At 60.5% G+C, this 24405-nt stretch carries 25 protein-coding genes and 2 tRNA genes; 6 read left to right on the top strand and 21 right to left on the bottom strand.

Going from position 1 to position 24405, the window contains the following annotated elements; all coding sequences use genetic code 11:
- Window positions 1-35: 35 nt before the first annotated feature.
- Window positions 36-674 (top strand): LysE family transporter, encoded by a 639-nt coding sequence (locus GIW02_RS06580; RefSeq protein WP_236418727.1) that lies wholly within the window; start codon window positions 36-38, stop codon window positions 672-674.
- Between the two features lie 82 nt (window positions 675-756).
- Here the strand turns inward: GIW02_RS06580 and ggt are convergent, their stop codons facing one another.
- The 21 genes from ggt to GIW02_RS06475 all read right to left on the bottom strand — a co-directional run bounded on the left by ggt (window position 757) and on the right by GIW02_RS06475 (window position 19481).
- The gene (gene ggt, locus GIW02_RS06575; protein WP_236418728.1) at window positions 757-2586 is read right to left on the bottom strand and encodes a gamma-glutamyltransferase; all 1830 of its coding nucleotides are present in this window, start codon (window positions 2584-2586) and stop codon (window positions 757-759) included.
- A gap of 73 nt (window positions 2587-2659) precedes the next feature.
- Entirely contained in the window at window positions 2660-3493 is an 834-nt protein-coding gene (locus GIW02_RS06570; protein WP_236418729.1) for an EamA family transporter, read from the bottom strand.
- A gap of 153 nt (window positions 3494-3646) precedes the next feature.
- Window positions 3647-6076, bottom strand: coding sequence for a TonB-dependent siderophore receptor (locus GIW02_RS06565; RefSeq protein ID WP_236418730.1), 2430 nt, complete (start codon window positions 6074-6076; stop codon window positions 3647-3649).
- 120 nt (window positions 6077-6196) lie between these two features.
- The gene (locus GIW02_RS06560; RefSeq protein WP_236418731.1) at window positions 6197-7135 is read right to left on the bottom strand and encodes a FecR domain-containing protein; all 939 of its coding nucleotides are present in this window, start codon (window positions 7133-7135) and stop codon (window positions 6197-6199) included.
- Between the two features lie 3 nt (window positions 7136-7138).
- Window positions 7139-7648 (bottom strand): sigma-70 family RNA polymerase sigma factor, encoded by a 510-nt coding sequence (locus tag GIW02_RS06555; protein ID WP_236418732.1) that lies wholly within the window; start codon window positions 7646-7648, stop codon window positions 7139-7141.
- A gap of 96 nt (window positions 7649-7744) precedes the next feature.
- Complete coding sequence (locus GIW02_RS06550) at window positions 7745-8071, bottom strand: DUF2388 domain-containing protein (RefSeq protein WP_236418733.1); 327 nt, start codon at window positions 8069-8071, stop codon at window positions 7745-7747.
- A 111-nt stretch (window positions 8072-8182) separates the two neighbouring features.
- Window positions 8183-8259 (bottom strand) — tRNA-Met (locus GIW02_RS06545).
- 378 nt (window positions 8260-8637) lie between these two features.
- Window positions 8638-9240 (bottom strand): HrpE/YscL family type III secretion apparatus protein, encoded by a 603-nt coding sequence (locus GIW02_RS06540; RefSeq protein WP_236416664.1) that lies wholly within the window; start codon window positions 9238-9240, stop codon window positions 8638-8640.
- Window positions 9218-9799 carry a type III secretion protein gene (locus GIW02_RS06535; RefSeq protein WP_236416667.1) on the bottom strand — a complete coding sequence of 194 codons (582 nt, stop codon included), beginning with the start codon at window positions 9797-9799 and terminating at the stop codon, window positions 9218-9220. Before GIW02_RS06535 ends, GIW02_RS06540 begins: the two co-directional genes overlap by 23 nt.
- Complete coding sequence (gene sctJ, locus GIW02_RS06530; RefSeq protein WP_236416675.1) at window positions 9792-10577, bottom strand: type III secretion system inner membrane ring lipoprotein SctJ; 786 nt, start codon at window positions 10575-10577, stop codon at window positions 9792-9794. Before sctJ ends, GIW02_RS06535 begins: the two co-directional genes overlap by 8 nt.
- 4 nt (window positions 10578-10581) lie before the next feature.
- Window positions 10582-10947 carry a hypothetical protein gene (locus GIW02_RS06525; RefSeq protein WP_236416677.1) on the bottom strand — a complete coding sequence of 122 codons (366 nt, stop codon included), beginning with the start codon at window positions 10945-10947 and terminating at the stop codon, window positions 10582-10584.
- A gap of 87 nt (window positions 10948-11034) precedes the next feature.
- The gene (locus GIW02_RS06520; RefSeq protein ID WP_236416679.1) at window positions 11035-11223 is read right to left on the bottom strand and encodes a hypothetical protein; all 189 of its coding nucleotides are present in this window, start codon (window positions 11221-11223) and stop codon (window positions 11035-11037) included.
- Between the two features lie 167 nt (window positions 11224-11390).
- The gene (locus tag GIW02_RS06515) at window positions 11391-12305 is read right to left on the bottom strand and encodes a sigma 54-interacting transcriptional regulator (protein ID WP_236416697.1); all 915 of its coding nucleotides are present in this window, start codon (window positions 12303-12305) and stop codon (window positions 11391-11393) included.
- A gap of 255 nt (window positions 12306-12560) precedes the next feature.
- Entirely contained in the window at window positions 12561-13661 is a 1101-nt protein-coding gene (gene ychF, locus GIW02_RS06510) for a redox-regulated ATPase YchF (RefSeq protein ID WP_236416706.1), read from the bottom strand.
- Window positions 13662-13682: 21 nt separating this feature from the next.
- Window positions 13683-14267: an aminoacyl-tRNA hydrolase gene (gene pth / locus GIW02_RS06505; protein WP_010213318.1), complete on the bottom strand. Its 585-nt coding sequence runs from the start codon at window positions 14265-14267 to the stop codon at window positions 13683-13685.
- A gap of 168 nt (window positions 14268-14435) precedes the next feature.
- Window positions 14436-15041, bottom strand: a complete 606-nt coding sequence (locus GIW02_RS06500; protein ID WP_236416708.1) for a 50S ribosomal protein L25/general stress protein Ctc — start codon at window positions 15039-15041, stop codon at window positions 14436-14438.
- A 139-nt stretch (window positions 15042-15180) separates the two neighbouring features.
- On the bottom strand, window positions 15181-16122 hold the full coding sequence (locus GIW02_RS06495) for a ribose-phosphate pyrophosphokinase (protein WP_003208392.1): 942 nt from the start codon (window positions 16120-16122) through the stop codon (window positions 15181-15183).
- A 46-nt stretch (window positions 16123-16168) separates the two neighbouring features.
- Window positions 16169-16243 (bottom strand) — tRNA-Gln (locus tag GIW02_RS06490).
- 37 nt (window positions 16244-16280) lie between these two features.
- Window positions 16281-17084, bottom strand: coding sequence for a 4-(cytidine 5'-diphospho)-2-C-methyl-D-erythritol kinase (gene ispE, locus GIW02_RS06485; protein WP_268935609.1), 804 nt, complete (start codon window positions 17082-17084; stop codon window positions 16281-16283).
- Window positions 17085-17134: 50 nt separating this feature from the next.
- Window positions 17135-17752, bottom strand: a complete 618-nt coding sequence (lolB, locus tag GIW02_RS06480; protein ID WP_122674799.1) for a lipoprotein insertase outer membrane protein LolB — start codon at window positions 17750-17752, stop codon at window positions 17135-17137.
- A 4-nt stretch (window positions 17753-17756) separates the two neighbouring features.
- Complete coding sequence (locus GIW02_RS06475) at window positions 17757-19481, bottom strand: tetratricopeptide repeat protein (protein WP_236416711.1); 1725 nt, start codon at window positions 19479-19481, stop codon at window positions 17757-17759.
- A gap of 182 nt (window positions 19482-19663) precedes the next feature.
- On the opposite strand from GIW02_RS06475, the gene hemA reads away from it, so the two are divergent.
- Genes hemA through murI form a run of 5 tightly spaced genes read left to right on the top strand, consistent with a single transcriptional unit; the run spans window position 19664 to window position 24399 of the window.
- Window positions 19664-20953, top strand: a complete 1290-nt coding sequence (hemA, locus tag GIW02_RS06470) for a glutamyl-tRNA reductase (RefSeq protein ID WP_236416713.1) — start codon at window positions 19664-19666, stop codon at window positions 20951-20953.
- Window positions 20950-22032 (top strand): peptide chain release factor 1, encoded by a 1083-nt coding sequence (prfA, locus tag GIW02_RS06465; protein ID WP_236416715.1) that lies wholly within the window; start codon window positions 20950-20952, stop codon window positions 22030-22032. The genes hemA and prfA overlap by 4 nt, the downstream gene beginning before the upstream one ends.
- A complete protein-coding gene (gene prmC, locus GIW02_RS06460) occupies window positions 22033-22863 on the top strand; it encodes a peptide chain release factor N(5)-glutamine methyltransferase (RefSeq protein WP_236416717.1) in 831 nt (276 codons plus the stop codon). It begins immediately after the preceding gene.
- Entirely contained in the window at window positions 22857-23612 is a 756-nt protein-coding gene (gene moeB, locus GIW02_RS06455) for a molybdopterin-synthase adenylyltransferase MoeB (RefSeq protein WP_236416719.1), read from the top strand. The genes prmC and moeB overlap by 7 nt, the downstream gene beginning before the upstream one ends.
- On the top strand, window positions 23605-24399 hold the full coding sequence (gene murI, locus GIW02_RS06450; RefSeq protein WP_236416721.1) for a glutamate racemase: 795 nt from the start codon (window positions 23605-23607) through the stop codon (window positions 24397-24399). The genes moeB and murI overlap by 8 nt, the downstream gene beginning before the upstream one ends.
- Window positions 24400-24405: the final 6 nt, after the last annotated feature.

Below are 24405 nucleotides of genomic sequence, written 5' to 3'. Positions count from 1 at the left end.
GCTGTTCGTGCCTAGCGCTGATGGAGCTGCCCCCCATGGATTTTTTCACCCCCGCCTATGTGGCGCCGCTGGTTTCGCTGGCCCTGCTCTGGACCGTTGCGGTGGTAACGCCCGGCCCCAACTTCTTCAATACCGCACAGTTGGCCGCCAGCGTTTCGCGCCGTCATGGGGTGGTGGCGTCGGCCGGTGTGGCCACCGGTACGGTCATGTGGGGGTTGGCGGGCGGCCTGGGCATCAAGTCGTTGTTTACCGCGGCACCGATGCTCTACCTGGCATTCAAGATCATCGGCGGCTGCTACCTGATCTACCTCGGGTTGAAGCTGTTCAAGCGTTCGGCGCCGGCCATGGGCCAGAGCCTGTTGCCGGATGAGCCGCGCCGCTCGCTGTTCTCCGCCTGGCGCCTGGGCCTGCTGGGTAACCTGTCCAACCCCAAGGCCGCGCTGTTTGTTGCCACGATCTTTGCATCGACCATGCCGCCGTCCCCGTCGCCGACGCAGCTGACCGTGGCCGTGATCACCATGGCCAGCTTGTCGTTCAGCTGGTACACCTGCGTGGCCCTGGTGTTTTCTAGCGAACGCATGGCCAACCTCTACAGCCGCTCGCGCAAATGGCTCGACCGCTTTGCCGGCGGTTGCTACGTGCTGTTTGGCGCGCATCTGGTAGCGAATCGCTGACGGCTCATGTACCACAGCCACTACATCGACGCCCAGGTGGCCCAGGTGGTGGGCCCGACCGCCATCGCCCTAAAGGGCGGTTTCAGTCGCCCAGCGCTTCACCTTCACGCCGAGGGTCGGCGCCACCGCTGAGCGATACCTTGCCCTGGGCATCCCGTGTGCGGACGATGGCCTGGATGCCGCTGGTCATATCGATTTCGCTCAGGGCATGGCCCTTGTCCTTGAGTGCCTGCATCACTGCCGGGCTGAACAGCCCTTGCTCCAGTTCGGTGGCGCCATTACGGCTGCCGAAGTTGGGCAGGCTGATGGCGGCTTGCGGGTCGAGGTTCCAGTCGAGCATCGCCACCAGGGATTTGCTCACGTACTCAATGATCTGCGAACCGCCCGGGGAGCCCAGCGTAGCCAGCAATTCGCCGCTCTTGCGGTCGAACACCAGGGTCGGCGCCATGGCCGAGCGCGGGCGTTTGCCGGGCTCGACGCGGTTGGCCACCGGCTGGCCGTTTTCCTCGGGGATGAACGAGAAATCGGTCATCTGGTTGTTCAGCAAAAAGCCCTGGACCATCACATGCGAACCGAACGCAGCCTCCACGGTGGTGGTCATCGATACGGCGCCGCCCAGGTCATCCACGGCCACTACTTGCGACGTCGAGATACGCAGCGGCGAGCGGTCCGGCGCGTAGGCCACTTGAATCCCGGCAGGCGTGCCTGGCTTGGCGACGCCCATGCTGCGTTCGCCAATCAACGCGGCGCGCCTGGCCAGGTAGTCGGGGGCGACAAGACCGGCGACCGGCACGGGAACGAAGTCGGCGTCGGCCACGTAAAGGGCACGGTCGGCAAAGGCCAGGCGGCCAGCTTCGGCCATCAGGTGCACGGCTTGGGGCGTCGGCTCAAGGCCGGCGGGTGTGGGGCTTTTAACCGGTTTCATCGACGCAATGGCCAAGCCTGGATCGCGGGCTTGCAGCGCCTGCAAGGTGCCGAGGATCTGCGCGACCGCAATACCGCCTGACGACGGCGGCGGCATGCCGCACACCTGGTAGTGCTGATAGTCGGTGCACAGCGGCGTGCGCTCCTTGGCGGTGTAGCCCTTGAGGTCTGCCAGCGACAGGCTGCCCGCGTTGCGATGGCCCTGGACCTTGCGCGCGATCTCATCGGCAATCGGGCCCTGGTACAGCGCATCCGGCCCCTCCTTGGCGATGCGCTTGAACACGTTGGCCAGCGCCGGGTTTTTCAACAGCGTGCCGGTGGCTTTGGGGGTGCCATCGGCATTCAGAAAATACGCGGCCATTTCCGGTGATTGAGCGATATGACGGTCGGCGGCGATCAGCGCGTGCAGGCGCGGGGAAATCGCAAAGCCCTGTTGCGATAACCGAATCGCCGGTTCGAACAACTGGGCCCATGGCAGCTTCCCGGTGTTTTTATGCGCCATTTCCAACGCCCGCAACACGCCCGGCGTACCCACCGAACGCCCGCCAATCTGCGCCTCGGGAAATGCCATCGGCGTGCCGTCCGCATTCAGGAACAAGCGCTCTGTCGCACCGGCCGGGGCCGTTTCGCGGCCATCGTAGGCGTGCACGTTTTTGCCATCCCACAGCATGATGAATGCGCCGCCGCCAATGCCGGAAGACTGCGGCTCCACCAGGGTCAGCACGGCCTGCATCGCAATCGCCGCATCAATGGCCGAACCGCCGTGGCGCAACATCTCACGCCCGGCCTGGGCCGCCAGCGGGTTGGCGGCGGCGGCCATATGGCGCTCGGCGTGGCGGGTGGTGAGGTCGCTGCGATAGCCCGAACCCAGCTCCGGTGCCGGTGGTTGTTCGGTAAGGGGAGCGTGGCAGGCCGCCAGGGTGAGGGCGGTGGCAATCAGTGACAGGTGGAGGCGGGAAATCGAAAACACGCGCTGAACTCCGTTCATTGTGAGAATGATCTGTTGTCCTTGGATGACGTGCTTTTTACACGTAAATGATAAGCGCCGCATGACGGCTTTCTCAGCCCAGGCGCAACACCATAGCGCCAGCGGCAATGATGCAGGCGGCGACGATACGCACACGGGTCAGTTGCTCTTTGAGCACCAGCGCCGAGATCACCACGCCAAACAGGATCGACGTTTCGCGCAGCGCCGACACCGTGGCGATGGGCGCGGCCGTCATTGCCCACAGCGCCAGGCCGTAAGAGGCCGCCGTGCCAACGCCGCCGACGATTCCCGCACGCCAGTTGCCCGCTACGTAGCGGCAGAATGCGTACCGCCGGGTGCCCAGCGCCCAGGCGGCCAGTGGGATGGCGGTCAGCAGGAATATCCACAGCGTGTAGGCCGCAGGCGCAGCGGACTTGCGTACGCCCAGGCCGTCGATAAGGGTGTAGGCGGCGATTACGCCGGCGTTGATCAGCGCCAGGGTCAGCCCTTTGCGCTGGCCCGTCGACGGTGCTGCGGCCATGCTCAGGATGCCGATGGAGATCACCGCAATGCCGGCCCAGGCAAACGCCGACAGCGATTCCGACAGCAGGAACACGCTTACCGTCGCCACCAGCAGCGGCGCGGTGCCGCGCATGATCGGGTAGGTCTGGCTCATGTCGGCGATCCGGTAAGTCGAGGCAACCAGCACGAAATACAGCACCTGCAAAATCGCCGACGCGCCAATGAACGGCCAGCTCGCGCGCGCAGGCACGTCCAGAAACGGGATGATGGCCAACGCGAGCAGGGCGGCAAACGCGGTGATCATGCAGGTGGTCAGCAGCTTGTCGTCGCCGCCCTTGACCACCGCGTTCCAGGTGGCGTGGAGGGCGGCGCCCAGCATGATGATCGCGAATACATCAAAGCTCATGAAGGGGGTTCCTGTCGGGCTCAAGTCAGCGTCGTAGAGGTGGACCGCTGCGAGTATGCCTCAGCGCTTTTCTGTGGGGATAAAAAAGGCCTACCTTTCGGTAAGCCGTTTTTCTGTGCCTTGCGCGTCACGCCACGGTTAAAGAGCCGCTGATCACCACGCGTATTTGACGCTGGTCAGCAGCGTCCGGCGCATGCCCGGGTAGCACTCGTAGGTGTCATCGCAGGTCGCCACGTATTCGGTATCCAACAGGTTTTGCGCATTGACCGAGACCGTCACGTGCTTGTTGATCGGGTAGCTCGCGCCTGCATCGAACAAGGTGTAGTTATCGATGTGGTAGGTGTTGGCGTTATCGCCGTACAGCACGCCGGTGTAGCGCGCGCCACCGCCCAGGCTCAGGCCGCCGAGCAGGCCGTTGTTGAACGTGTAGTTCAGCCAGGCGGACGCCATGTGCTTGGGGACGTTGGCTGGGCGTTTGCCCTCGTCGCCGTTATTGCTTTTGGTGATCTCGGCGTCGGTGTAGGTATACGACGCGATCAGGTCCCAATGTTGATCCAGTCGGGCCTTGATTTCGGCTTCGATGCCGCGTGACTGCTGCTCGCCCGAGGCCACGGTGAAACGCGTGTTCACGCCGTTCACGATTTCAGTGGTCAGCACATTGGTCTTGGTCAGGTCGTACGCCGCCAGGGTCATCAGGATGGCGTCGGTAGGCTGGTACTTCACACCCACTTCCCATTGATGCGCCATGCTCGGGTCGAAGGCGCTGCCGTTGCGATCCGTGCCGGTGTTGGGGGTAAACGACTCGGCATAGCTGACATAGGGTGCCAGGCCGAACTCCGTGAGATAGGTCAGGCCCAGGCGCCCGGTGAACGCATTGTCCTTCTGGTTGGAAGGGGCGCCGACATGGTTGTCCAGGGCATTGCGCACATAGTCATAGCGCCCGCCTGCCGTGACAATCCAGTGGTCGTCGAACTTGATCTGGTCTTGAACATAACCGCCGACCTGTTCGATGGTCTGGTCGTAATCAATCGGACTCGTGCTGTTGGCGGCGGAGGGGCGGGTGATGGCCATACCGTACTGTGGCGCGTAGAGGTTCAGGTCGGGGGCTTGGGTGCGCCAGCGCGAAATATCGGCGTCTTGCCAGGTGTAGTCGACGCCCATCAACAGCGTGTGGCTCAGCGGGCCGGTGCTGAAGTCGGCCTGCAATTGGTTGTCCAGGTTGAACGTGTCCAGATGCTGGTCGAAGCGGTCGGCGAGCCTCGATACGATGCCGGTGCTGGTGTCGACCGCGGTGGGCAACAGGTTCTGGAAGATCAGGTCGACCTGCCCGTAACGTGCGTTTTGGCGGAACTCCCAGGTGTCATCCAGCCGATGGCGGAACTCGTAGCCCAGGCTGAATTGCTGCTGGTCCAGGTGATTGAAACTGTGGTCGCCCATCAGCGTATTGGTGGTGTGGCCACTCGGTGTGCTGTAGGCGAACAGCGAACCGCCGTTCGAATCGCGCATAAAGTCGCTGAGCAGGGTCAGGCTGGTGTCATCGTTCGGCGCCCAGGTGAGGGACGGCGCGATGTACAGGCGGTCATCCTTCAGCGCGTGGCCATCCGCGTAATCCACTTGGGTTTCGGCGTCACGTGCCAGGCCGACCACGCGGTAGAGCAGGTGTTGATCGTCATCCAGTGCACCACCGACATCGAATTGGCCTTGCAGGCGATCATGGTTGCCGCCGGTGAACTGCACCTCGTTGACCTGATTGGCGTAAGGTTTCTTGCTGACGCGGTTCACGATGCCGCCCGCATCCCCCTGGCCGAACAGGCTGGAGGCCGGGCCACGCACCACGTCAATGCGGTCCAGGGCATAGGGCTCGCTGCGGAAAAACGCATAGCTGTTGTTTTGCTGGCGCAGGCCATTGAGGTAGTCGCTGCTGGCCTGGCCGTTGAAGCCGCGAATGTACAGCCAGTCAAAACCCTTGGGGTCCAGGCCGTAGGCTTCGACCTTGACGCCGGGGACATAACGCAGCGCGTCGGTCACGGTCTGCGCACCCTGGGCTTGCATCTGCTGGCGGGTGATGACCGATACGGACTGCGGGATCTCGAGGATCGGTGTGTCAGTCTTGGTGCCGGCACTGCTGCGCGTAGCCACGTAACCTTCCACTGGGCCTGCGCCTGATTCGGGCGCTTTGCCGGTGATGCTGGTGGGGTCTAATTGCAGCGCTGCGTCGACGACGGGAATCAGCGAATAGCTGCCATTGCTCAGCAATACCGCTTGCAACGTGCTGCCGGCCAGCAATTGACGCAAGCCTGCATCCACCGTGTAGACCCCGTGCAAGCCCGAAGACCGCTGGCCCTGCGCCTGGGCGGAGTCGAACGAAATGTTGACCCCCGCCGTGGCTGAAAACTGCGCCAGTGCAGTGTTGACCGAGCCTGCGGGAATATCGAACGGGCGGGTTGCGGTGGTCTGCGCCCACGCCGGTGTGGCAATCATGATCGATGTCAGCGGCGCGCCCAGGGCCATGCCGAGCAATGTCCGGCGCGCGATGCAGGCCAGTGAAGGGGGTCGTTGAGCCGTTGGCTTGTGTGTGGACATACCGTTTCCTTTCGCCCAGTGGCAGTAGAGTGGAGCGGCGTCTGAGACGCCTCTATCTACCAAGTCGAATGAGAATTCGAATCAACAACCCCAGGGTGGTATTTATTTTTTGATGCGCGGTTACGCCGCTTCCACGCGTGCCCAATAGCGGCTGAATTGGCGGATGCGCACCGGCAGGGTGGAGGACAGGTTTTCCAGGATGGTGTCGATATTGCTCAAGTGGAAGGCACCCGAGATACGCAGCCCCGCGACCTCTGCCTGGCAGCCCAGATGGCCAGGACGGTAACGCTGGAGTTCATCAATCAGCGCGTCCAGGCGCCAGTTGTTGACCACCAGCATCCCACGGGTCCAGGCATCGGCGTCGGGGCTCGCAGGTTGCACGCCGCCCAGTTGATCCTGGCTGAACACCACCTGTTGACCCGCGTCTACGCGCAGCGTCGGCGTATGGGTTGCGGTGCGCACCTCGACGGCATGTTCGAGCACACAGACCCGCGTCTGAGCGTCTTCGCTGCGCACGATAAAGCGTGTGCCCAGCGCGCGAATGCTGCCTTCGCGGGTGTGCACCACAAAGGGCCGGGCCTGGGTATCACGCGCGGTTTCGACGAGGATTTCGCCGCTGAGCAATTGCAGCTCGCGAAGGTTTGGGCTGTAGTGAATGTTCATCGCGGTGGCGGTATTGAGGGTGACCTGGCTGCCATCCTCCAGGCGCAGGTTTCTGCTTTCGCCGGCGGCCGTGCGTTGGTCGGCCACCAGTGACGGCAGCGAGGTGGTGCGCCAGGCCAAGGTGCCCGTACCGCCAGCCGCGAGCAATAACGACAGCACTTTGAGCACCTCGCGGCGATTGACCCGGGCGTTGTTCAGCGTAGGTCGCGCGATGCCGGGGCCTACCCGATCGAAACGCTCCTGCAGCTGGATCAGCCGTTCCCAGGCCTGACGGTGCCCCGGCGCGCCCTCGAGCCAGCGTCGGTGGGCTTCCTGGGTGGCTTCGCTGGCGTCATCGCAGCGCAAGTCCACGTACCAGCGCGCGGCGGCTTCGAGTGTTTGATGATCCATCGCCACGCCTTATTCCTCGGTTGCCAGCAGGCAATGCATCAACGCGCGTACCGCGTGCTTCTTGACCGTGTTGACTGACACGTGCAGCTGTCGGCCGATCTCGACATAGCTCAAGCCATCCAGCTGGGCCATCAGGAAGATCTGCCGGGTGCGCGGGCCCAGGCCATCCAGGATCTGGTCGATCTGCAGCAATGTTTCAATGATCAGCAAGCGCGTTTCCGGCGAAATATCCAGCGCTTGGGGCTGCGACGCCAGGGTTTCCAGATAGGCCTGCTCCACCGTTCGGCGGCGGAACATGTCGATCATCAGGCTGCGCGCGACAGTGCTCAAATACGCGCGCGGCTCACGCAGCTCCGGGGCCTTGCGTTGGGTCAGCACCCGAACAAACGTATCTTGAGCCATGTCCGCCGCGTGATCGACACAGCCCAGGCGTTTGCGCAGCCAGCCACACAGCCAGCCATGATGATCGGCATAAAGCGTGTGTACGGTCTGTTGATGCACGGGGTCGACGGAGGACATGGCCCAAACCTGAAAGGTTTATATGATAATCAATCTCATTTTCGTGCCTGCTGGATGAATTTGCAAGGAGGGAAGAGGGTGCGGCTGGCAGTGCGCTCAATCGGTGACGGCGATGGCTTGCGCCAGCTGCATATCGTCCATATGCGGCGCTGGATAGGCGCGGTGGTAGGTCCTCACCGCGAGTTCGAATTGCGCGCCGCGAATATCGCCGTCCGAGCCGATGAAGGCCAGCGCGTCGCTCTTGGCGGCCTTGAGCATTTCAAAGGGTTTGGAGGTGAGCCATGCGGTGCCGGAGGTCAGCAGGAAGGGCGCGCCGGTGGTAACCATCGTTGCGCGTTCCAGTGGGCTTCTGTTTTCACCATCACTGGCGACCAGCGGCAGGCTTGAAAGCGCGAGAGCGAGGAGCAGGAGCTGGGAGGCCATCGAACACTGATTCCGTTTAGTGTTGGGGAGGGCGGGGAGGGTAACAGCTTGCCGGACTTTTCTGCGGGCATAAAAAAACGGCCTACCTTTCGGTAAGCCGTTTTTAGTACTTGGTGGCTACACAGGGACTTGAACCCCGGACCCCAGCATTATGAATGCTATGCTCTAACCAACTGAGCTATGTAGCCAAGTGGCGCGCATTATTCGCGTAGAACGGGAATGCGTCAAGCGTTTATTTTTAATTTTTATCTACGCTTTCAACTGTTTAACCGGAAATGCCGGTTTCGGCGACGAGTGGCGGGCGGTTCACTGGCAGGGTGACGCGGCCTGGTAGGGCAAGGGGGTTGGCTTAGGATTCGGCTGGGGGCGCTGTGTCGATTGGTTTTGAAGCGGCTGCGCAGCTCAATGGGCGCAAGCGCTCTTGCCACAGGTTTCTCGGCTTACCGGTGGGGCGTGTTCTTTTGGGGGGAGAGGATCGGCGTGGCGCTGCTGGCGAATATCCTGGCCTGTAGCGGAAACCTTGATCAAGTTGGGCAATATCCCTGCCGCCCAACACGTGTCCGGTCTTACGGGTATTTCGAGTTGTGGGTGACGCGCTTTAAGTGTTCGCGCGCCCGTGAGAGGCGTGAGCGAACAGTGCCGATAGGAATGTCCAGCACGTCGGCAGTGTCCTGGTAGCTGCCGTCGGTTTCCAGTGAGGCGTACAGCGTTTTGCGCATTTCCGTGGGTAGGTGGTCAATGGCGCTCAGGGTGTTTTCCAGGCGACGGTTGATTTCGAACTCCCAGTCCAGGTTTTTGTTTTCTTCTTGGCCATGCCACAGCGACTCATCAAATTCGCAATGCACCGGCTTGGCATACAGGCGCCTGAAGTGGTTGGCCGCATTAATGACGGATGTCGCGGTGTGTTCCAGATGGTCGACCATCGTCTGGCGCTCACACTCCCAACGATGCAGTTGGGCGTTGGCGCGCTGCCAGAACTCATCACTTGCCCGCTCGATTATCTGCTCACATTGGTCGTGCGCTTGGCGTATGAGCGCCTGCGCTTGAGCTTCGGCGTGATCCAGCAAGTGCCGCGCCTGGGTATGGTCAGCCAGCATTTGCCTGGGGATCAGTGCCGTTGGCAGATCGTGGGGCGGGGTTTGCAGCTCAATCTTGCGGGCGCAAAACATGGTTGGGGTTCTCTTGGGGGGCGTGCGGGGCGCCATTGACGGTGGCAGAGGCTGCGCGCCAGATAGTGGCTTGCCACAGGGTATCCAGCCGGCCATGGGTGTCCGCAGGCTTGGGGTGTTGTTCCAACTCGAGCACCCGTGGGCGAGCAAAGCCCAGGCGCAGCCGCTGCCAGATGGCCGGCGAGACCCACGCGCGCAGGTAGTGCAAGGGCTCGTCGATGCGTGCCGATACCGGGCCAGGTGGGAGTGCCTTGGCCAAGCGCTGGCACCAAAGCAACTGATCCTGACTCAGCCGCTTGTCATGAGGCGTGTTGTACACCTCATTGACGAGAATGAGCACAAGGTCCCGTTGTTGCGCGGTGCTTAGCACCAGTTGCAACAACGCCGAAGAACTGGCCGGGGGCAGCCCGGGCTCGATGCCGAACAGGCTGCTCACGCGGCGATGATGGCTACGTGAGAGCGCTGGCGTTTCTACAAAGCCCGTTTGGGTGAGCCAGTCGATGTGGGCATTCCTCCATGGGAAGGCCCACCACGTTACCCAGCTGAGTTCTTCACTCATGCGCCTGCGCCATTGCAGGCTCCGCTGCAGCGCTGGACAGCTTCCGGCGGCGCCAGAGCAGCCAGCCAACGCCACCCAGAATAAGGGCGACCGGAGGCAAAAAAATGCTCGCGCGCCAGAACCCAAGTTCATGCTCCGGAACCAGGAAAGGGCCCAGGTAGATGAGCTGCTGTTCTTCCTTATAGGCGGTAGCCGGTACGAAAACCACGGTCAGTTTTGCGGTGTTGTCTATGGCGGAGGCCATGCCTGGGATGCTGCTGGCTACCATCCTGCGGACACGCGGGTTTATTTTGTCCGGCTCCAGTCGCGGGTCGTGCTTGATGAATACCGAAGCGGACGCCGGTTGTACCGGCTCGCCTGGCGCTACCCGCTCAGGGAGCACCACGTGCACACGGGCGACGATGACTCCGTCTATGTTGGATAGGGTCGATTCGAGTTCCTGGGACAGCGCGTAGATGTAGCGCGCGCGCTCTTCCAAGGGAGTGGAGATGACGCCCTCCTTGCGAAATACATCACCCAGTGTCGAGCGGGCCAGCCTGGGCAGCCCCGCGGCGTCCAGGGTACGAACTGCACGACTGATGTCACTGGCATTGACGCGAACGGCGACGCCGTCTTTGCCTGGGATTTTCTGAGCGCGTATCTGTTTGTTCGCCAGTTCTGCGATGACTTCGTTGGCTTCTTGCTCAGAAATGTTGCGATGTAGCTCTACTTTTTCACCACAGCCCGTCAGCATCAACGCCGATGAAAGAAACAATAGGGCGATCAGGCGGCGATACATGCATCTACCCCAGGTTTGAAATTTTATCGACGCTTTTGGCCAGTGCGCCAATGAGCTTGATATTGGCTGCCACTTCGACATGCGCTTCGGCGAGCGCTTGGGGGAACTCGTTCGCATCCTTGGTCTTCTTGTTCTGACTTGCTTCCCGAAACCCTTTGGAGACTCGCCTGGATAACGTTTGCGACTCAGCGGCGGCCCAAGGCGACGAAGTAGCGGCCAGGGCGGGGGCAATGCCGTTACGAGGCTGCTCGGTAGCGTTGAGTTGCGCGTTGAAAAAACTGATGTCAGACGCCGCATTGCTCGCATCGGGTGTGTCGGCCTGAGCCGCGATGGTTGCGTTTTTTCGAAACCCGGCATGGGTGATATCCATGTGAACCTCCATCGTACGTATCAGGGGTTGCGCCCGCAGTGAGCGTAAAGACCGCCCCACCTTATAGGGTGGGGCGGTTCGTCTTACTTAGGCAAAGCGCAAGGATTTGGTGCGACCCGCTTTAGCGGTGACCAGTTCTTGACCCATTGTGTCACGTGCCTCTTTAACAACATCTTCCGTTTTTTGTCTGTTGAGTGCATCCAGTTGGGATGCGGCGTCACGGCTACTGATACCGCCACTGCCACTGCCACTGCCAACGCCATAGGAACTGCTCATAGATCACCTTCCGAGTTTGAAATAAAGGGTGATAGCGAATAATCAGCTATCTGTGCAGGTTGAGTGACGTTGAAGTCACTCAGGCTCTATGTGGTCAATTGAAAACAAAGCGTTCCGTTTTCTTACAGGAGGAATATTTGAAATTATTTCTGCTGGTCCCGAAATCGCTATAGGCCGAGTTGTTTCATCCGGTAATAGAGGGTGCGTTTTACCACCCCCAACTCAACCGCCACGCTATCTACACAGCGGTCATTGCGGTGCAGCGACTCTTCAATCAGGATTTTTTCAATTTGTTGCAGGCGTGCCTTGAGGCTCATCTCGTTGCCGTGCTGCGTGCTTCTCGGGGTTGAGAGCGGTGGCAGGCCCAACACAAAGCGTTTGGCGGTGGAACGTAGCTCACGAATATTCCCCAGCCAGGAATGGCAGAGCATCTGTTGCAACAATGACCCAGGCGGGGTTGGCGCAGGGCATTTGAATGCTTGGGCTTCTTGCCGGACCATCTTGAGGAACAGCGGGATGATCCGTTCTCGCTGGTCCCGCAGGGCGGGCAGCTGGATGCTGACGATGTTCAATCGAAAGTACAGGTCACGCCTGAACGTGCCTGCTTCGACCATCTGGTGCAGTGACTGCTGGGCCGACGCAATCACGCGCATGTCTACCGGGATGAAACGGGTTGAACCCAGGCGCTCGACGCCGCGAGACTCCAGCACCCGCAGCAGTTTGGCTTGCAGGTTTAACGGCATGCTGTCGATCTCATCGAGGTAAAGCGTACCCAGATGCGCGGCTTCTACAAAGCCTGCTCGTGACTGCATCGCCCCCGTAAAGGCCCCGCTGTTGACCCCGAACAGCTGGCTTTCGGCAAGGCTTTCGGGGATGGCCGCACAGTTCACGGCAACGAAACTCCCTCTACGCCCCGATAAACGATGAACCCGTTGAGCCAGCGTGTCCTTGCCGGTGCCGGTTTCTCCCAGCAACAAAATATCTATGTTGAGTTGCGCAGTGCTGTGAAGCGTATTTTCAATGTCCGGGTCTTCCAGGAATGAAATGTCCGTATCAATTTCCCCATGACAGGCGTCCGACATCGAAGGGGTGCTCCATTATTCTTTCGCTATTAAAAAGCCGTCATCAGCCACTTCACCGTGGCGTGCAAATTATAGGTTTCTCGTATGAGCTTTGAAGTAGGAACTTGCGCGAATGATGTAGGAGAAATTAGATAGGTTTATGTTTTATTGTGCCCAATTGCTAAAGGGTAACTGTTAGACGTTAAACAGTTGCCCACAAAAAAGCCGATGCGGAGCATCGGCTTTTTTATTCGCGGTGAATACCGCAGGTATAACTTACACGTTGAAACGGAAGTGCATCACGTCGCCATCCTTGACGATGTATTCCTTGCCTTCCAGACGCCACTTACCAGCTTCCTTGGTGCCGGCTTCGCCCTTGTACTGGATGAAGTCGCTGTAGGCGATGACTTCGGCGCGGATAAAGCCTTTTTCGAAGTCGGTGTGAATCACGCCGGCGGCCTGTGGTGCGGTGGCACCGACCTTGACGGTCCAGGCGCGGACTTCTTCGACACCAGCGGTGAAATAAGTCTGCAAGTGCAGCATTTCGTAGCCAGCGCGGATTACACGGTTCAAGCCAGGTTCTTCCAGGCCCAGGGCCTCAAGGAACATGTCTTTCTCTTCGCCGTCATCCAGCTCGGCAATTTCCGCTTCGATCTTGTTGCATACCGGCACCACGATCGCGCCTTCTTCCTCGGCGATGGCCTTGACCACGTCGAGCAGCGGGTTGTTCTCGAAGCCGTCTTCCGCGACGTTGGCGATGTACATCACAGGCTTGGTGGTCAGCAGATGGAAGCCTTTGATCACTGCTTTTTCGTCGGTATTCATGCTCTTCATCAGGCTGCGCGCCGGCTTGCCCAGGGTGAAGTGAGCGATCAATTGCTCCAGCAGGCCTTTCTGGACCACGGCATCCTTGTCGCCGCCCTTGGCGTTACGCGCGACTTTCTGCAGTTGCTTTTCGCAGCTGTCGAGGTCGGCGAAGATCAGTTCCAGGTCGATGATCTCGATGTCGCGTTTCGGGTCGACGCTGTTGGAAACGTGGATCACGTTCTCGTCTTCAAAGCAGCGGACCACGTGGGCGATGGCATCGGTTTCACGAATGTTGGCCAGGAACTTGTTGCCCAGGCCTTCACCTTTCGACGCGCCGGCGACCAGGCCCGCGATGTCGACGAATTCCATGGTGGTTGGCAGGATGCGCTTGGGATTGACGATGGCCGCCAGTTCCTGCAAGCGCGGGTCCGGCATGGCCACGATGCCGCTGTTGGGTTCGATGGTGCAGAAGGGGAAGTTCTCCGCCGCAATACCGGACTTGGTCAAAGCGTTGAACAAGGTGGATTTGCCGACGTTGGGCAGGCCGACGATGCCGCAATTGAATCCCATGGTGTTTCCCCTCGGTAAGAGTCAGGCCTTCTGGCTGTGCAGGTTTTTCATCGCGCGGTTCCATTCACCGGCGAAGATATCCGGCAGCACGCCGAGGGCAAAGTCGATGCTGGCATCGAGTTTTTCCTGTTCGGCGCGTGGCGCACGACCCAGGACGAAATTTGAAACCATACTGGCAACGCCTGGGTGGCCAATGCCGAGCCGCAGACGGTAAAAATTATTCTGATTACCCAACTGCGCAATGATGTCGCGCAGGCCATTATGCCCGCCATGCCCGCCGCCCAACTTGAGCTTGGCAACGCCGGGTGGCAGGTCCAGTTCGTCATGGGCCACCAGGATCTCTTCGGGTTTGATCCGGAAGAAGCCCGCAAGCGCCGCGACAGCCTGGCCGCTGCGGTTCATGTAGGTGGTGGGAATCAGCAGACGAACATCCTGACCCTGGTGCGAAAAACGCCCGGTCAGGCCAAAATATTTGCGATCGGCCACCAGGTTCACACCTTGGGCGTGGGCGATGCGCTCAACAAAAAGGGCCCCCGCGTTATGCCGGGTCTGTTCGTATTCGGCGCCTGGATTTCCCAGGCCAACGATCAGTTTTATGGCAGTCACGACAGGGGCCCTTCCTTTGGAGTTGTGGATAACATCGCCGACACCTGCGTGCGGCGAAAGTGGGTGACAGGAGCTCACTTATCCAGAGATAAACTTCGCGTTGTCGCCCGCTTTCTCGCTACGTTTCGGTCCGCGATGTTTCCTCAAGCTCCGACGTTGCAGAGAGCATTACTCTGCAGCGGTTTCGCCTTCTTCATCTTCAGCTACAACACGTGGCGCGTGGACGTTGGCAACAGCCTTGTCGTCGTTGTGAGCCAGTGCAACGAACTCAACGCCTTTAGGGGCTTTGAGATCGGACAGGTGAATGATGGTGCCGATTTCAGCAGCCGACAGGTCGACTTCGATGAACTCAGGCAGATCTTTCGGCAGGCAGGTTACTTCGATCTCGGTAGTAGTGTGGGAAACAACGCCACCTTTCTTGACCGGAGCTTCTTCACCAACAAAGTGCACAGGCACGATAGCGGTCAGTTTCTGACCGGCTACAACGCGTACGAAGTCAGCGTGCAGTACGTGGCCCTTGGACGGGTGACGTTGCAGAGCTTTGATGATGACGTTTTGCTTTTTGCCGCCAACGTTCAGTTCGATAACGTGGCTGTAGGCAGCGTCGTTTTCGAGCAGTTTGGCAACTTCTTTAGCCAGCATGCTGATGGATTCAGGGGCTTTTTCGCCACCGTAAACTACAGCTGGAACCAGGCTTGCGAGACGACGCAGGCGGCGGCTCGCACCTTTCCCCAGGTCGGAACGCACTTCAGCATTCAGAGTAAAATCGTTCATGTTGTATCTCCAAAATAACCACATTCGCCCCAGCGTTTGCGACCAGCGCTAAAGGCGATATGGGCAAAAAAGCCCCGCCCCAACAGAATGCTGGGGCGGGGCGCTTTTCGTCAGAGAGATGTTTCGTAAGGTTTGACCCTTAACGGAACATCGCGCTGATCGATTCTTCGTTGCTGATGCGGCGAACCGCTTCGGCAACTACCGGTGCGATATCCAGTTGACGGATACGCGAACAGGCTTGAGCTGCTGCGGACAACGGGATGGTGTTAGTCACCACCAGTTCGTCCAGCATGGAGTTCTCGATGTTCTCGATCGCTCGGCCCGACAGCACAGGGTGTGTGCAGTAGGCGAAGACTTTAGCGGCACCGTGCTCTTTCAAGGCTTTCGCCGCGTGGCACAGGGTGCCAGCGGTGTCGACCATGTCATCAACCAGAATACAGGTACGCCCTTCGACATCACCAATGATATGCATCACTTCAGAGTGATTGGCTTTCTCACGGCGTTTGTCGATGATCCCGAGATCCACGCCCAGGGATTTGGCAACCGCTCGTGCACGCACGACGCCACCAATGTCCGGGGACACGATCATCAGGTTTTCAAAGCGCTGGTCTTCGATGTCATCCACCAGGACGGGGGAGCCGTAGATGTTATCTACTGGAATATCGAAGAACCCCTGGATTTGGTCAGCGTGCAGGTCAACCGTGAGAACACGGTCGATGCCTACCACGGTCAGCATGTCAGCAACGACTTTCGCGCTGATAGCCACACGTGCGGAACGCGGACGGCGATCCTGACGGGCATAACCAAAGTAAGGGATTACAGCTGTGATTCGAGTCGCTGAGGAGCGGCGGAAGGCATCAGCCATCACGACGAGTTCCATCAGGTTATCGTTGGTCGGAGCGCAGGTCGGCTGAATAATGAAGACGTCTTTACCGCGAACGTTTTCATTGATCTCGGCTGTAATTTCGCCGTCGGAGAACTTACCGACAGAGATGTCACCGAGAGGGATATGCAGCTGACGTACGACACGTCGAGCCAGATCGGGGTTGGCATTCCCCGTAAAGACCATCATCTTGGACACGCGCAGTACCTAGAGGCTGAGGGTAACCTGGATGAGTATTAGAAAATGGCAGGGGCGGCTGGATTCGAACCAACGCATGGCAGGATCAAAACCTGCTGCCTTACCGCTTGGCGACGCCCCTGTATCTGTTGCAACGAGTACCCAGTACTCGATTCCTTTTAGAGCAGACTTTGCAGCTTGCGATGCAACATCGAAACGTTGCTTCCCTTTGCTACAAACCCTGTAAGGGTCTCTGTAAGAAGGGCCGAGACTTTATCAGCTTCAGCTTTGCTTGGGAAGCCCCCAAACACACAACTTCCAGTTCCGGTTAATTTTGCTTCGGTAAATTTACCTAACAAATTCAAAGCGTTACGTACCTCTGGATAACGCCTTGCTACAACCGGTAAGCAGTCATTTCGACTGTTTCCCTTGGGAACGGGGCGCACTTTAATGGGCGCAGAGTTACGTGTCAACAGTGGATCTGAAAAAATTTCTGCTGTACTTACAGATACTTGCGGGACAAGCACGACATACCACGGCTCTTCGGGGTATTCGGGGCTGAGTTTCTCGCCCACGCCCTCGGCAAAAGCCGCGTGCCCACGCACGAAAACCGGCACGTCGGCGCCCAGCGTCAGGCCCAGCGCAGCCATGCGATCGTGGTCCCAGCCCAGTTGCCACAAGTGGTTCAGACCCAGCAGCGTGGTCGCGGCATTTGAGCTGCCGCCACCGATACCACCGCCCATGGGCAAAATTTTGTCGATCCAGATATCGATGCCGAGTGAACAGCCGGATTGTTGCTGAAGTTTTTTTGCGGCCCGCACGATCAGGTTGCTGTCATGGGGCACGCCTTCGAATTCGGTGTGCAGTTGGATCACGCCGTCGTCGCGTACGGCGAAAGTGAGTTCATCGCCATAATCGAGAAATTGAAACAGCGTCTGCAACTCGTGGTAGCCGTCTTCACGGCGACCGAGAATATGCAGCATCAGGTTCAGCTTGGCCGGGGAGGGCAGTGTCAGCGTGGGTACCTTCACGTTTATTGCCCCAGCTTGCGCGGTTGCCAGTCCTTGATCACCAGCGTGACGTCAAGGTCGGTGCCGTGCAGCTTGATGCGCTCGGGCAGCCAGTAACCGCTCTGTTGCACATAACTCAAGTATTCGACCTGCCAACCGTCCTGCTCCAGCGATGCGAGGCGGCTGTCGCCATTGAGGCTCAGGCGACTTTTGCTGTCGGGCGCCGGTAAACCGCGCACCCACCACACCAAGTGCGACACCGGCAGCTTCCAGCCGATCTGTTCTTCCAGCAGCGCTTCCGGCGAGGTCGCCTCATAGCGGCCCTGGTTGGCCACTTCGAGGCTCACTTGCCCCGGGCGGCCAGTCAGGCGGGCAGCACCACGGCCCAGCGGGCCGGACAGCCGAATATCGTAGTAGTCCTGGCGTTGCAGCCAGAACAAGGTGCCGCTGCCGGAGTCTTTCGGCGCACGGACCCCGACTTTGCCTTCGATCTGCCAGCCGTCGATGCTGCTGAGCTGGTCCTTGTGCTGTTGCCATTGCGCAGGGTTGCCCTGGCCTTCAACCGACTCACGGGTGCCGACGCCCGCACAACCGGCGAGCAGGGCGATGAAACTGAACACAATAACGTGGCGCAAGAACATAAGTTTAAAGGGTCTCGGATCCGGTCAGGCGCTTGATGGTGCCGCGCAGAATGGGGCTTTCGGGTTGTTCCTTGAGGAATTTTTCCCAGATTTGGCGGGCTTCGCGCTGCTTGCCATTGGCCCACAGCACTTCGCCCAGGTGAGCAGCGACTTCCTGGTCGGGAAAGCGCTCCAGGGCTTGGCGCAGCAAACGCTCGGCTTCGTCCAGGTTGCCCAGGCGGTAATTGACCCAGCCCAGGCTGTCGAGCACGGCCGGGTCTTCCGGGTTGAGCTTGTGCGCTTGCTCGATCAGCACTTTGGCTTCGTCATAGCGTGTGGTGCGGTCGGACAGGGTGTAGCCCAAGGCGTTCAGCGCCATGGCATTGTCCGGGTCGCGCTTGATGATCAGGCGCAGGTCTTTTTCCATCTGGGTCAGGTCATTGCGCTTTTCCGCCTGCATGGCGCGGGTATAGAGCAAATTCAGATCGTCCGGAAATTGCAGCAAGGCCTGCTGCAAGACCTTCCAGGCGCGCTCACCCTGATTGTTGGCGGACAAGGTCTCGGCCTGGATCAGGTACAGCTGGATCGCGTAGTCCGGTTCGGCATCGCGGGCCGCGGCCAGGCGTTTTTCCGCCTCGTCGGTGCGGCCGTTGCTCATCAGGATATCGGCCTGGCGCAATTGGGCCGGCAGGTAGTCATTGCCGGGGCCGACCTGGGCGTATTCGAGCAGGGCGGCTTGCGGGTCATTGCGCTCTTCGGCGATACGGCCAAGGTTCAAATGCGCCGAGTCCACATGGCTTTCACGCTGGATCAGCTCCTCCAGGTAGCCCTTGGCCTCGTCCCAGGCCTTGGCTTCCAGGCACACCAGTGCCAGGGAGTAGCGCAGCTCGTCGTCGTCCGGGTATTGCTGGACCAGGTTGGCGAACTGCACCTTGGCGTCCTCCATGCGGTCCTGCTCCACCAGCGTGCGCGCGTAAGTCAGGCGCAGGCGCTTGTCTTCCGGGTACTTCTTGAGGCTTTTTTCCAGCAGCGGAATCGCTTCCTTGCCGCGATTGAGGTTCTGCAGCAGGCGGGCGCGCAACAGGATCGGTGCGATCTCGCCGTCTTCCGGCGGGTTCTGCTCCAGCAGCTTGAGCGCGGCTTCGGCTTCGTCGTCCTGTTGCAGCAGCAGGGCCTTGCCGAAAATCAGCTGGCTGTTGTTCGGGTGTTTCTGCAGCAGCCGGTCGAAACTCTTCATCAGGCCATTGCGGGTGTCCTGGTCGGTGTCGGCGGCCGACAGCGCGAGGAAGTCGAAATGGGTGTCGCCTTTGCCCTGCAGGACTTTCTCCATATAAACCATGGAGTCGTCGTAGCGCCCTGCGCGGGCCAATTGAATGGCGGCTGCGCGCTGCGCTTCGAGGTCGTCCGGCGCGTTTTTGGCCCAGATCAGCGAGGTGTCCAGCGCAGCCTGATCGGCCCCCAGGTACTCGGCGATACGGAAGGCGCGCTCGGAAATGCCCGGGTCCTGGGTGTTGATGGCCTGGGTCACGTAGTTATCCAGCGCAATATCGAAACGATTGCGTTGGCCGGCCAGCTCCGCGCTCAGCAGGCTGAACACCGTTTCTTCACTGAACGAGGAATAAACCTTGGGCTTTTCAGGGGCGGGGGTGCTGTCTTCTACCGGCGGGGTACCGTCCGGCGACACGGGTGCCATGGCCTGGCAGCCGCTGAGGAAGACAAAAGCAAGGAGCAACGCGGAGGATCTATTCATATAGGAAGAGGACGACTAACCTGCGGTCGGATCATCATGACACAAGCCTACGGCCAAACATAACCGAGTCTCAGTGGGTACCTTTATAGGCACAAGGTATAGGGACAATAGACGACGGTGGTTGTTCTGAATCTTTCGAAGTAGGACAATTGTCGGCTTCCCGACATCATCAGCGATATTGAATGGCCTTCCTCGCACTCGGTATTAACCACAAGACTGCAACCGTAGACGTGCGCGAGCGCGTGGCGTTTACGCCAGAGCAGTTGGTTGAGGCCTTGCAGCAGCTCTGCCGGCTCACCGACAGCCGCGAAGCTGCGATCCTTTCGACCTGCAATCGCAGCGAGCTTTATATAGAGCAGGAACATCTTTCCGCGGATGTGGTACTGCGCTGGCTGGCCGATTACCACCATTTGAGCCTTGAGGACCTGCGCGCCAGTGCTTATGTGCACGAAGACGATGCGGCAGTTCGTCACATGATGCGTGTGGCGGCAGGGCTCGACTCGCTGGTGTTGGGCGAACCGCAGATCCTTGGCCAGATGAAGTCCGCCTATGCCGTCGCCCGCGAGGCCGGTACCGTCGGCCCGCTGCTGGGGCGGCTGTTCCAGGCCACCTTCAATTCCGCCAAGCAAGTGCGCACCGACACTGCCATCGGTGAAAACCCGGTGTCCGTGGCGTTTGCGGCCGTCAGCCTGGCCAAACAGATTTTCAGCGATTTGCAACGCAGCCAGGCCTTGCTGATCGGCGCCGGTGAGACCATTACCCTGGTTGCCCGCCACCTGCACGACCTGGGCGTGAAGCGCATCGTGGTCGCCAACCGCACGCTGGAGCGCGCGAGCATCCTGGCCGAGCAGTTCGGCGCCCACGCGGTGCTGCTGTCGGATATCCCCGCCGAACTGGTACGCAGCGATATCGTCATCAGCTCCACCGCCAGCCAGCTGCCGATCCTTGGCAAGGGCGCGGTGGAAAGCGCGCTGAAGCTGCGCAAGCACAAACCTATTTTTATGGTGGATATCGCCGTTCCCCGGGATATCGAACCAGAAGTCGGCGAGTTGGACGACGTTTACCTCTACAGCGTCGATGACCTGCATGAAGTGGTTGCCGAAAATCTCAAGAGCCGCCAGGGTGCTGCCCAGGCTGCCGAAGAGATGGTCAGCAGCGGCGCCGAAGATTTCATGGTGCGCCTGCGTGAACTGGCGGCGGTGGACGTGCTCAAGGCGTATCGTCAGCAGGGCGAACGCCTGCGCGACGAAGAGTTGCTCAAGGCCCAGCGCTTGCTCGCCAATGGCAGCAGCGCCGAGGAGGTATTGATGCAACTGGCCCGTGGCCTCACCAACAAGTTGCTCCACGCGCCCAGCGTACAGCTTAAAAAATTGACTGCCGAAGGCCGCCTCGATGCGCTGGCCATGGCCCAGGAACTCTTTGCCCTCGGTGAGGGCGCGTCAGATAGCTCTTCGGATAAAAAACCGCAATGAAAGCGTCACTGCTCAATAAACTGGACGTGCTCCAGGACCGTTTCGAAGAACTGACCGCCTTGCTCGGCGACGGTGAGGTCATCTCCGATCAGACCAAGTTCCGCACCTATTCCAAGGAATACGCGGAAGTTGAGCCGATTGTGGCCACTTATGGCCAGTGGCTGAAGACCCAGGCCGACCTCGAAGGCGCCCAGGCGCTGCTCAAGGACAGCGACCCGGACATGCGCGAAATGGCCGTGGAAGAAGTCCGCGAAGCCAAGGACAAGCTGCTTGAGCTGGAAGGCGATCTGCAGCGCATGCTCTTGCCCAAGGACCCCAACGACGGGCGCAACGTGTTCCTCGAAATCCGCGCCGGCACCGGTGGCGACGAGGCGGCGATTTTCTCCGGCGATTTGTTCCGCATGTATTCGCGGTATGCCGAGCGCCGTGGCTGGCGTGTCGAGATCCTGTCCGAGAACGAAGGCGAGCACGGCGGCTATAAAGAAGTCATCGCGCGGGTCGAAGGCGACAACGTGTACGGCAAGCTGAAATTCGAATCCGGCGCGCACCGCGTGCAACGGGTACCGGCCACCGAGTCCCAGGGCCGTATCCACACCTCGGCGTGCACTGTGGCGGTGTTGCCCGAGCCGGACGAGCAGGAAGCCATCGAGATCAACCCGGCGGACCTGCGGGTCGACACCTACCGCTCGTCGGGCGCCGGTGGCCAGCACGTCAACAAGACCGACTCGGCCATCCGTATCACCCACTTGCCGTCTGGCATCGTGGTGGAGTGCCAGGAAGAACGTTCCCAGCACAAGAACCGCGCGCGGGCCATGTCCTGGCTTTCGGCCAAGCTCAATGACCAGCAAACCAGCGCCGCCGCCAACGCGATTGCCAGCGAACGTAAACTGCTGGTGGGTTCGGGCGACCGTTCCGAGCGTATCCGTACCTACAACTTTGCCCAGGGTCGGGTCACCGACCATCGGGTCAACCTCACCCTTTACTCCCTCGACGAAATTCTCGCCGGCGGCGTGGACGCGGTGATCGAGCCGTTGCTCGCCGAATACCAGGCCGATCAACTCGCGGCGATAGGTGAATAAATGACCATCATCGCCAGCCTGCTGCGTGCCGCCGACCTGCCGGACTCGCCCACCGCGCGCCTGGATGCTGAGCTGTTGCTGGCTGCCGCGCTGGGCAAGTCCCGCAGCTACCTGCACACCTGGCCGGAAAAGATCGTCAGCAGCGAACACGCACTGGCCTTTGCCGACTACCTGCAGCGGCGCCGGGCGGGTGAGCCGGTAGCCTACATCCTCGGCCAGCAAGGCTTTTGGAAGCTGGACCTGGAGGTTGCGCCCCACACGCTGATCCCGCGTCCGGAAACCGAGATGCTGGTGGAAGCCGCACTGGAGTTGTTGCCTGCCACCCCCGCCACGGTTCTTGACCTGGGCACGGGCAGCGGCGCAATTGCCCTGGCCCTGGCCAGCGAGCGCCCGGCTTGGCAGGTCACCGCAGTCGACCGTGTGCTGGAGGCCGTGGCCCTTGCCGAACGCAACCGCCAGCGCCTGCACCTCAACAATGCCACGGTGCTGAACAGCCATTGGTTCAGCGACCTGCAAGGTCATCACTACGACCTGATTATCAGCAACCCGCCATATATCGCCGACAATGACCCGCACCTGGTGGCCGGTGATGTGCGTTTCGAACCGGCCAGCGCACTGGTGGCCGGCCACGATGGCCTCGATGACCTGCGCCAGATCATCCGCCAGGCCCCGGCCCATCTGAGCGCGGGTGGGTGGCTGCTGCTCGAGCACGGTTACGACCAGGCCCTGGCGGTGCGTGACCTGCTGCTGAACCAGGGGTTTGAGCAAGTACACAGCCGCATCGACCTCGGTGGCCACGAACGCATCACGCTGGGGCGCCGCCCGTGCTGACCGACCAGGAGCTGTTGCGCTATAGCCGACAGATTCTGTTGCAGCATGTCGACATCGAGGGGCAGTTGCGCCTGAAAAACAGCCGTGCGCTGATCATCGGCCTTGGGGGCCTGGGCGCGCCGGTGGCGTTGTACCTGGCCGCCGCCGGTGTCGGTGAGCTGCATGTGGCGGACTTCGACACGGTTGACCTCACCAACCTGCAGCGCCAGATCATCCACGACACCGACAGCGTCGGGCAGACCAAAGTCGACTCGGCCCTGCGTCGCCTGAGCGCCATTAACCCTGAAGTCACCTTGATTGCCCATCGCTGCGCCCTGGATGCCGACGCTTTGGCGGCGGCCGTGGCGGCGGTGGATGTGGTGCTCGATTGCAGCGATAACTTCGCCACCCGTGAAGCGGTGAATGCCGCCTGCGTCGCAGCGGCCACGCCGTTGGTCAGTGGCGCGGCCATTCGCCTTGAAGGGCAGTTGTCGGTGTTTGACCCGCGTCGCGCCGAAAGCCCGTGCTACCACTGCTTGTATGGGCACGGCAGCGACGCCGAACTGACCTGCAGCGAAGCCGGCGTGGTCGGCCCGCTGGTGGGCGTGGTCGGCAGCCTGCAAGCCCTGGAAGCGCTCAAGCTGCTGGCCGGCTTCGGTGAGCCGCTGGTGGGCCGGTTGTTGCTGATCGATGCGCTGACCACGCGGTTTCGCGAGTTGCGCGTAAAGCGTGACCCGGGCTGCAGTGTCTGCGGGACGCACCATGGTTAAGGACGCGCCGATCGGTGTGTTCGATTCCGGCGTCGGCGGGTTGTCGGTGCTGGATGAAATCCAGCAATTGCTGCCTCACGAATCGTTGTTGTATGTGGCGGATTGCGGGCATATCCCCTACGGCGAGAAAACCCCGGCATTCATTCTTGAACGTTCCCGGCGTGTGGCGGCGTTCTTTCGCGAAAAAGGCGCCAAGGCGTTTGTGATTGCCTGCAACACCGCGACCGTCGCGGCCGCTGCCGATTTGCGCGAAGACTTTCCCGACTGGCCGCTGGTAGGCATGGAGCCCGCCGTCAAGCCGGCCGCTGCCGCCACTCGCAGCGGAGTGGTAGGGGTGCTCGCGACGACCGGCACCCTGCAAAGCGCCAAATTCGCGGCATTGCTGGATCGCTTCGCCACTGATGTTCGGGTGGTGACCCAGCCGTGCCCAGGGCTGGTGGAGTTGATCGAAACCGGCGACCTGAACAGCGCCGCCCTGCGCCAGTTGCTGCAGGGGTATGTCGAGCCGCTGCTCAGCGCCGGTTGCGACACCATCATCCTCGGTTGCACCCACTATCCCTTCCTCAAGCCGCTGCTGGCGCAGATGCTGCCCCCCAGCATCATCCTGATCGACACCGGTGCCGCCGTGGCCCGCCAACTCAAGCGTTTGCTCGGTGAGCGCGACCTGCTGAGCAGGGGTAATCCGGCGCCAGCGCAATTCTGGACCAGTGGCGATGTGTATCACTTCAGAAATATCCTACCGACACTATGGAAACATCCCGGAGTTGTGCGAAGCTTTGGCGCGTGAAAATTT

It is taken from the genome of Pseudomonas syringae (assembly GCF_021606685.1).
Lineage (GTDB): Bacteria > Pseudomonadota > Gammaproteobacteria > Pseudomonadales > Pseudomonadaceae > Aquipseudomonas > Aquipseudomonas syringae_R.
This window is presented reverse-complemented; position numbering and strand designations above follow the sequence as displayed.

What these genes read in the sequence shown, in the direction of transcription:
- GIW02_RS06475 (WP_236416711.1), bottom strand. Translation starts at nt 19,481, where the DNA reads ATGAATAGATCCTCCGCGTTGCTCCTTGCTTTTGTCTTCCTCAGCGGC.
- GIW02_RS06555 (WP_236418732.1), bottom strand. Translation starts at nt 7,648, where the DNA reads ATGTCCTCCGTCGACCCCGTGCATCAACAGACCGTACACACGCTTTAT.
- lolB (WP_122674799.1), bottom strand. Translation starts at nt 17,752, where the DNA reads ATGTTCTTGCGCCACGTTATTGTGTTCAGTTTCATCGCCCTGCTCGCC.
- GIW02_RS06565 (WP_236418730.1), bottom strand. Translation starts at nt 6,076, where the DNA reads ATGTCCACACACAAGCCAACGGCTCAACGACCCCCTTCACTGGCCTGC.
- GIW02_RS06570 (WP_236418729.1), bottom strand. Translation starts at nt 3,493, where the DNA reads ATGAGCTTTGATGTATTCGCGATCATCATGCTGGGCGCCGCCCTCCAC.
- hemA (WP_236416713.1), top strand. Translation starts at nt 19,664, where the DNA reads ATGGCCTTCCTCGCACTCGGTATTAACCACAAGACTGCAACCGTAGAC.
- GIW02_RS06525 (WP_236416677.1), bottom strand. Translation starts at nt 10,947, where the DNA reads ATGGATATCACCCATGCCGGGTTTCGAAAAAACGCAACCATCGCGGCT.
- GIW02_RS06535 (WP_236416667.1), bottom strand. Translation starts at nt 9,799, where the DNA reads ATGAGTGAAGAACTCAGCTGGGTAACGTGGTGGGCCTTCCCATGGAGG.
- murI (WP_236416721.1), top strand. Translation starts at nt 23,605, where the DNA reads ATGGTTAAGGACGCGCCGATCGGTGTGTTCGATTCCGGCGTCGGCGGG.
- prfA (WP_236416715.1), top strand. Translation starts at nt 20,950, where the DNA reads ATGAAAGCGTCACTGCTCAATAAACTGGACGTGCTCCAGGACCGTTTC.
- ispE (WP_268935609.1), bottom strand. Translation starts at nt 17,084, where the DNA reads ATGCTGCATATTCTCGGTCGCCGTGAAGACGGCTACCACGAGTTGCAG.
- GIW02_RS06515 (WP_236416697.1), bottom strand. Translation starts at nt 12,305, where the DNA reads ATGTCGGACGCCTGTCATGGGGAAATTGATACGGACATTTCATTCCTG.
- GIW02_RS06520 (WP_236416679.1), bottom strand. Translation starts at nt 11,223, where the DNA reads ATGAGCAGTTCCTATGGCGTTGGCAGTGGCAGTGGCAGTGGCGGTATC.
- ychF (WP_236416706.1), bottom strand. Translation starts at nt 13,661, where the DNA reads ATGGGATTCAATTGCGGCATCGTCGGCCTGCCCAACGTCGGCAAATCC.
- ggt (WP_236418728.1), bottom strand. Translation starts at nt 2,586, where the DNA reads ATGAACGGAGTTCAGCGCGTGTTTTCGATTTCCCGCCTCCACCTGTCA.
- GIW02_RS06550 (WP_236418733.1), bottom strand. Translation starts at nt 8,071, where the DNA reads ATGGCCTCCCAGCTCCTGCTCCTCGCTCTCGCGCTTTCAAGCCTGCCG.
- sctJ (WP_236416675.1), bottom strand. Translation starts at nt 10,577, where the DNA reads ATGTATCGCCGCCTGATCGCCCTATTGTTTCTTTCATCGGCGTTGATG.
- GIW02_RS06540 (WP_236416664.1), bottom strand. Translation starts at nt 9,240, where the DNA reads ATGTTTTGCGCCCGCAAGATTGAGCTGCAAACCCCGCCCCACGATCTG.
- GIW02_RS06580 (WP_236418727.1), top strand. Translation starts at nt 36, where the DNA reads ATGGATTTTTTCACCCCCGCCTATGTGGCGCCGCTGGTTTCGCTGGCC.
- GIW02_RS06500 (WP_236416708.1), bottom strand. Translation starts at nt 15,041, where the DNA reads ATGAACGATTTTACTCTGAATGCTGAAGTGCGTTCCGACCTGGGGAAA.
- prmC (WP_236416717.1), top strand. Translation starts at nt 22,033, where the DNA reads ATGACCATCATCGCCAGCCTGCTGCGTGCCGCCGACCTGCCGGACTCG.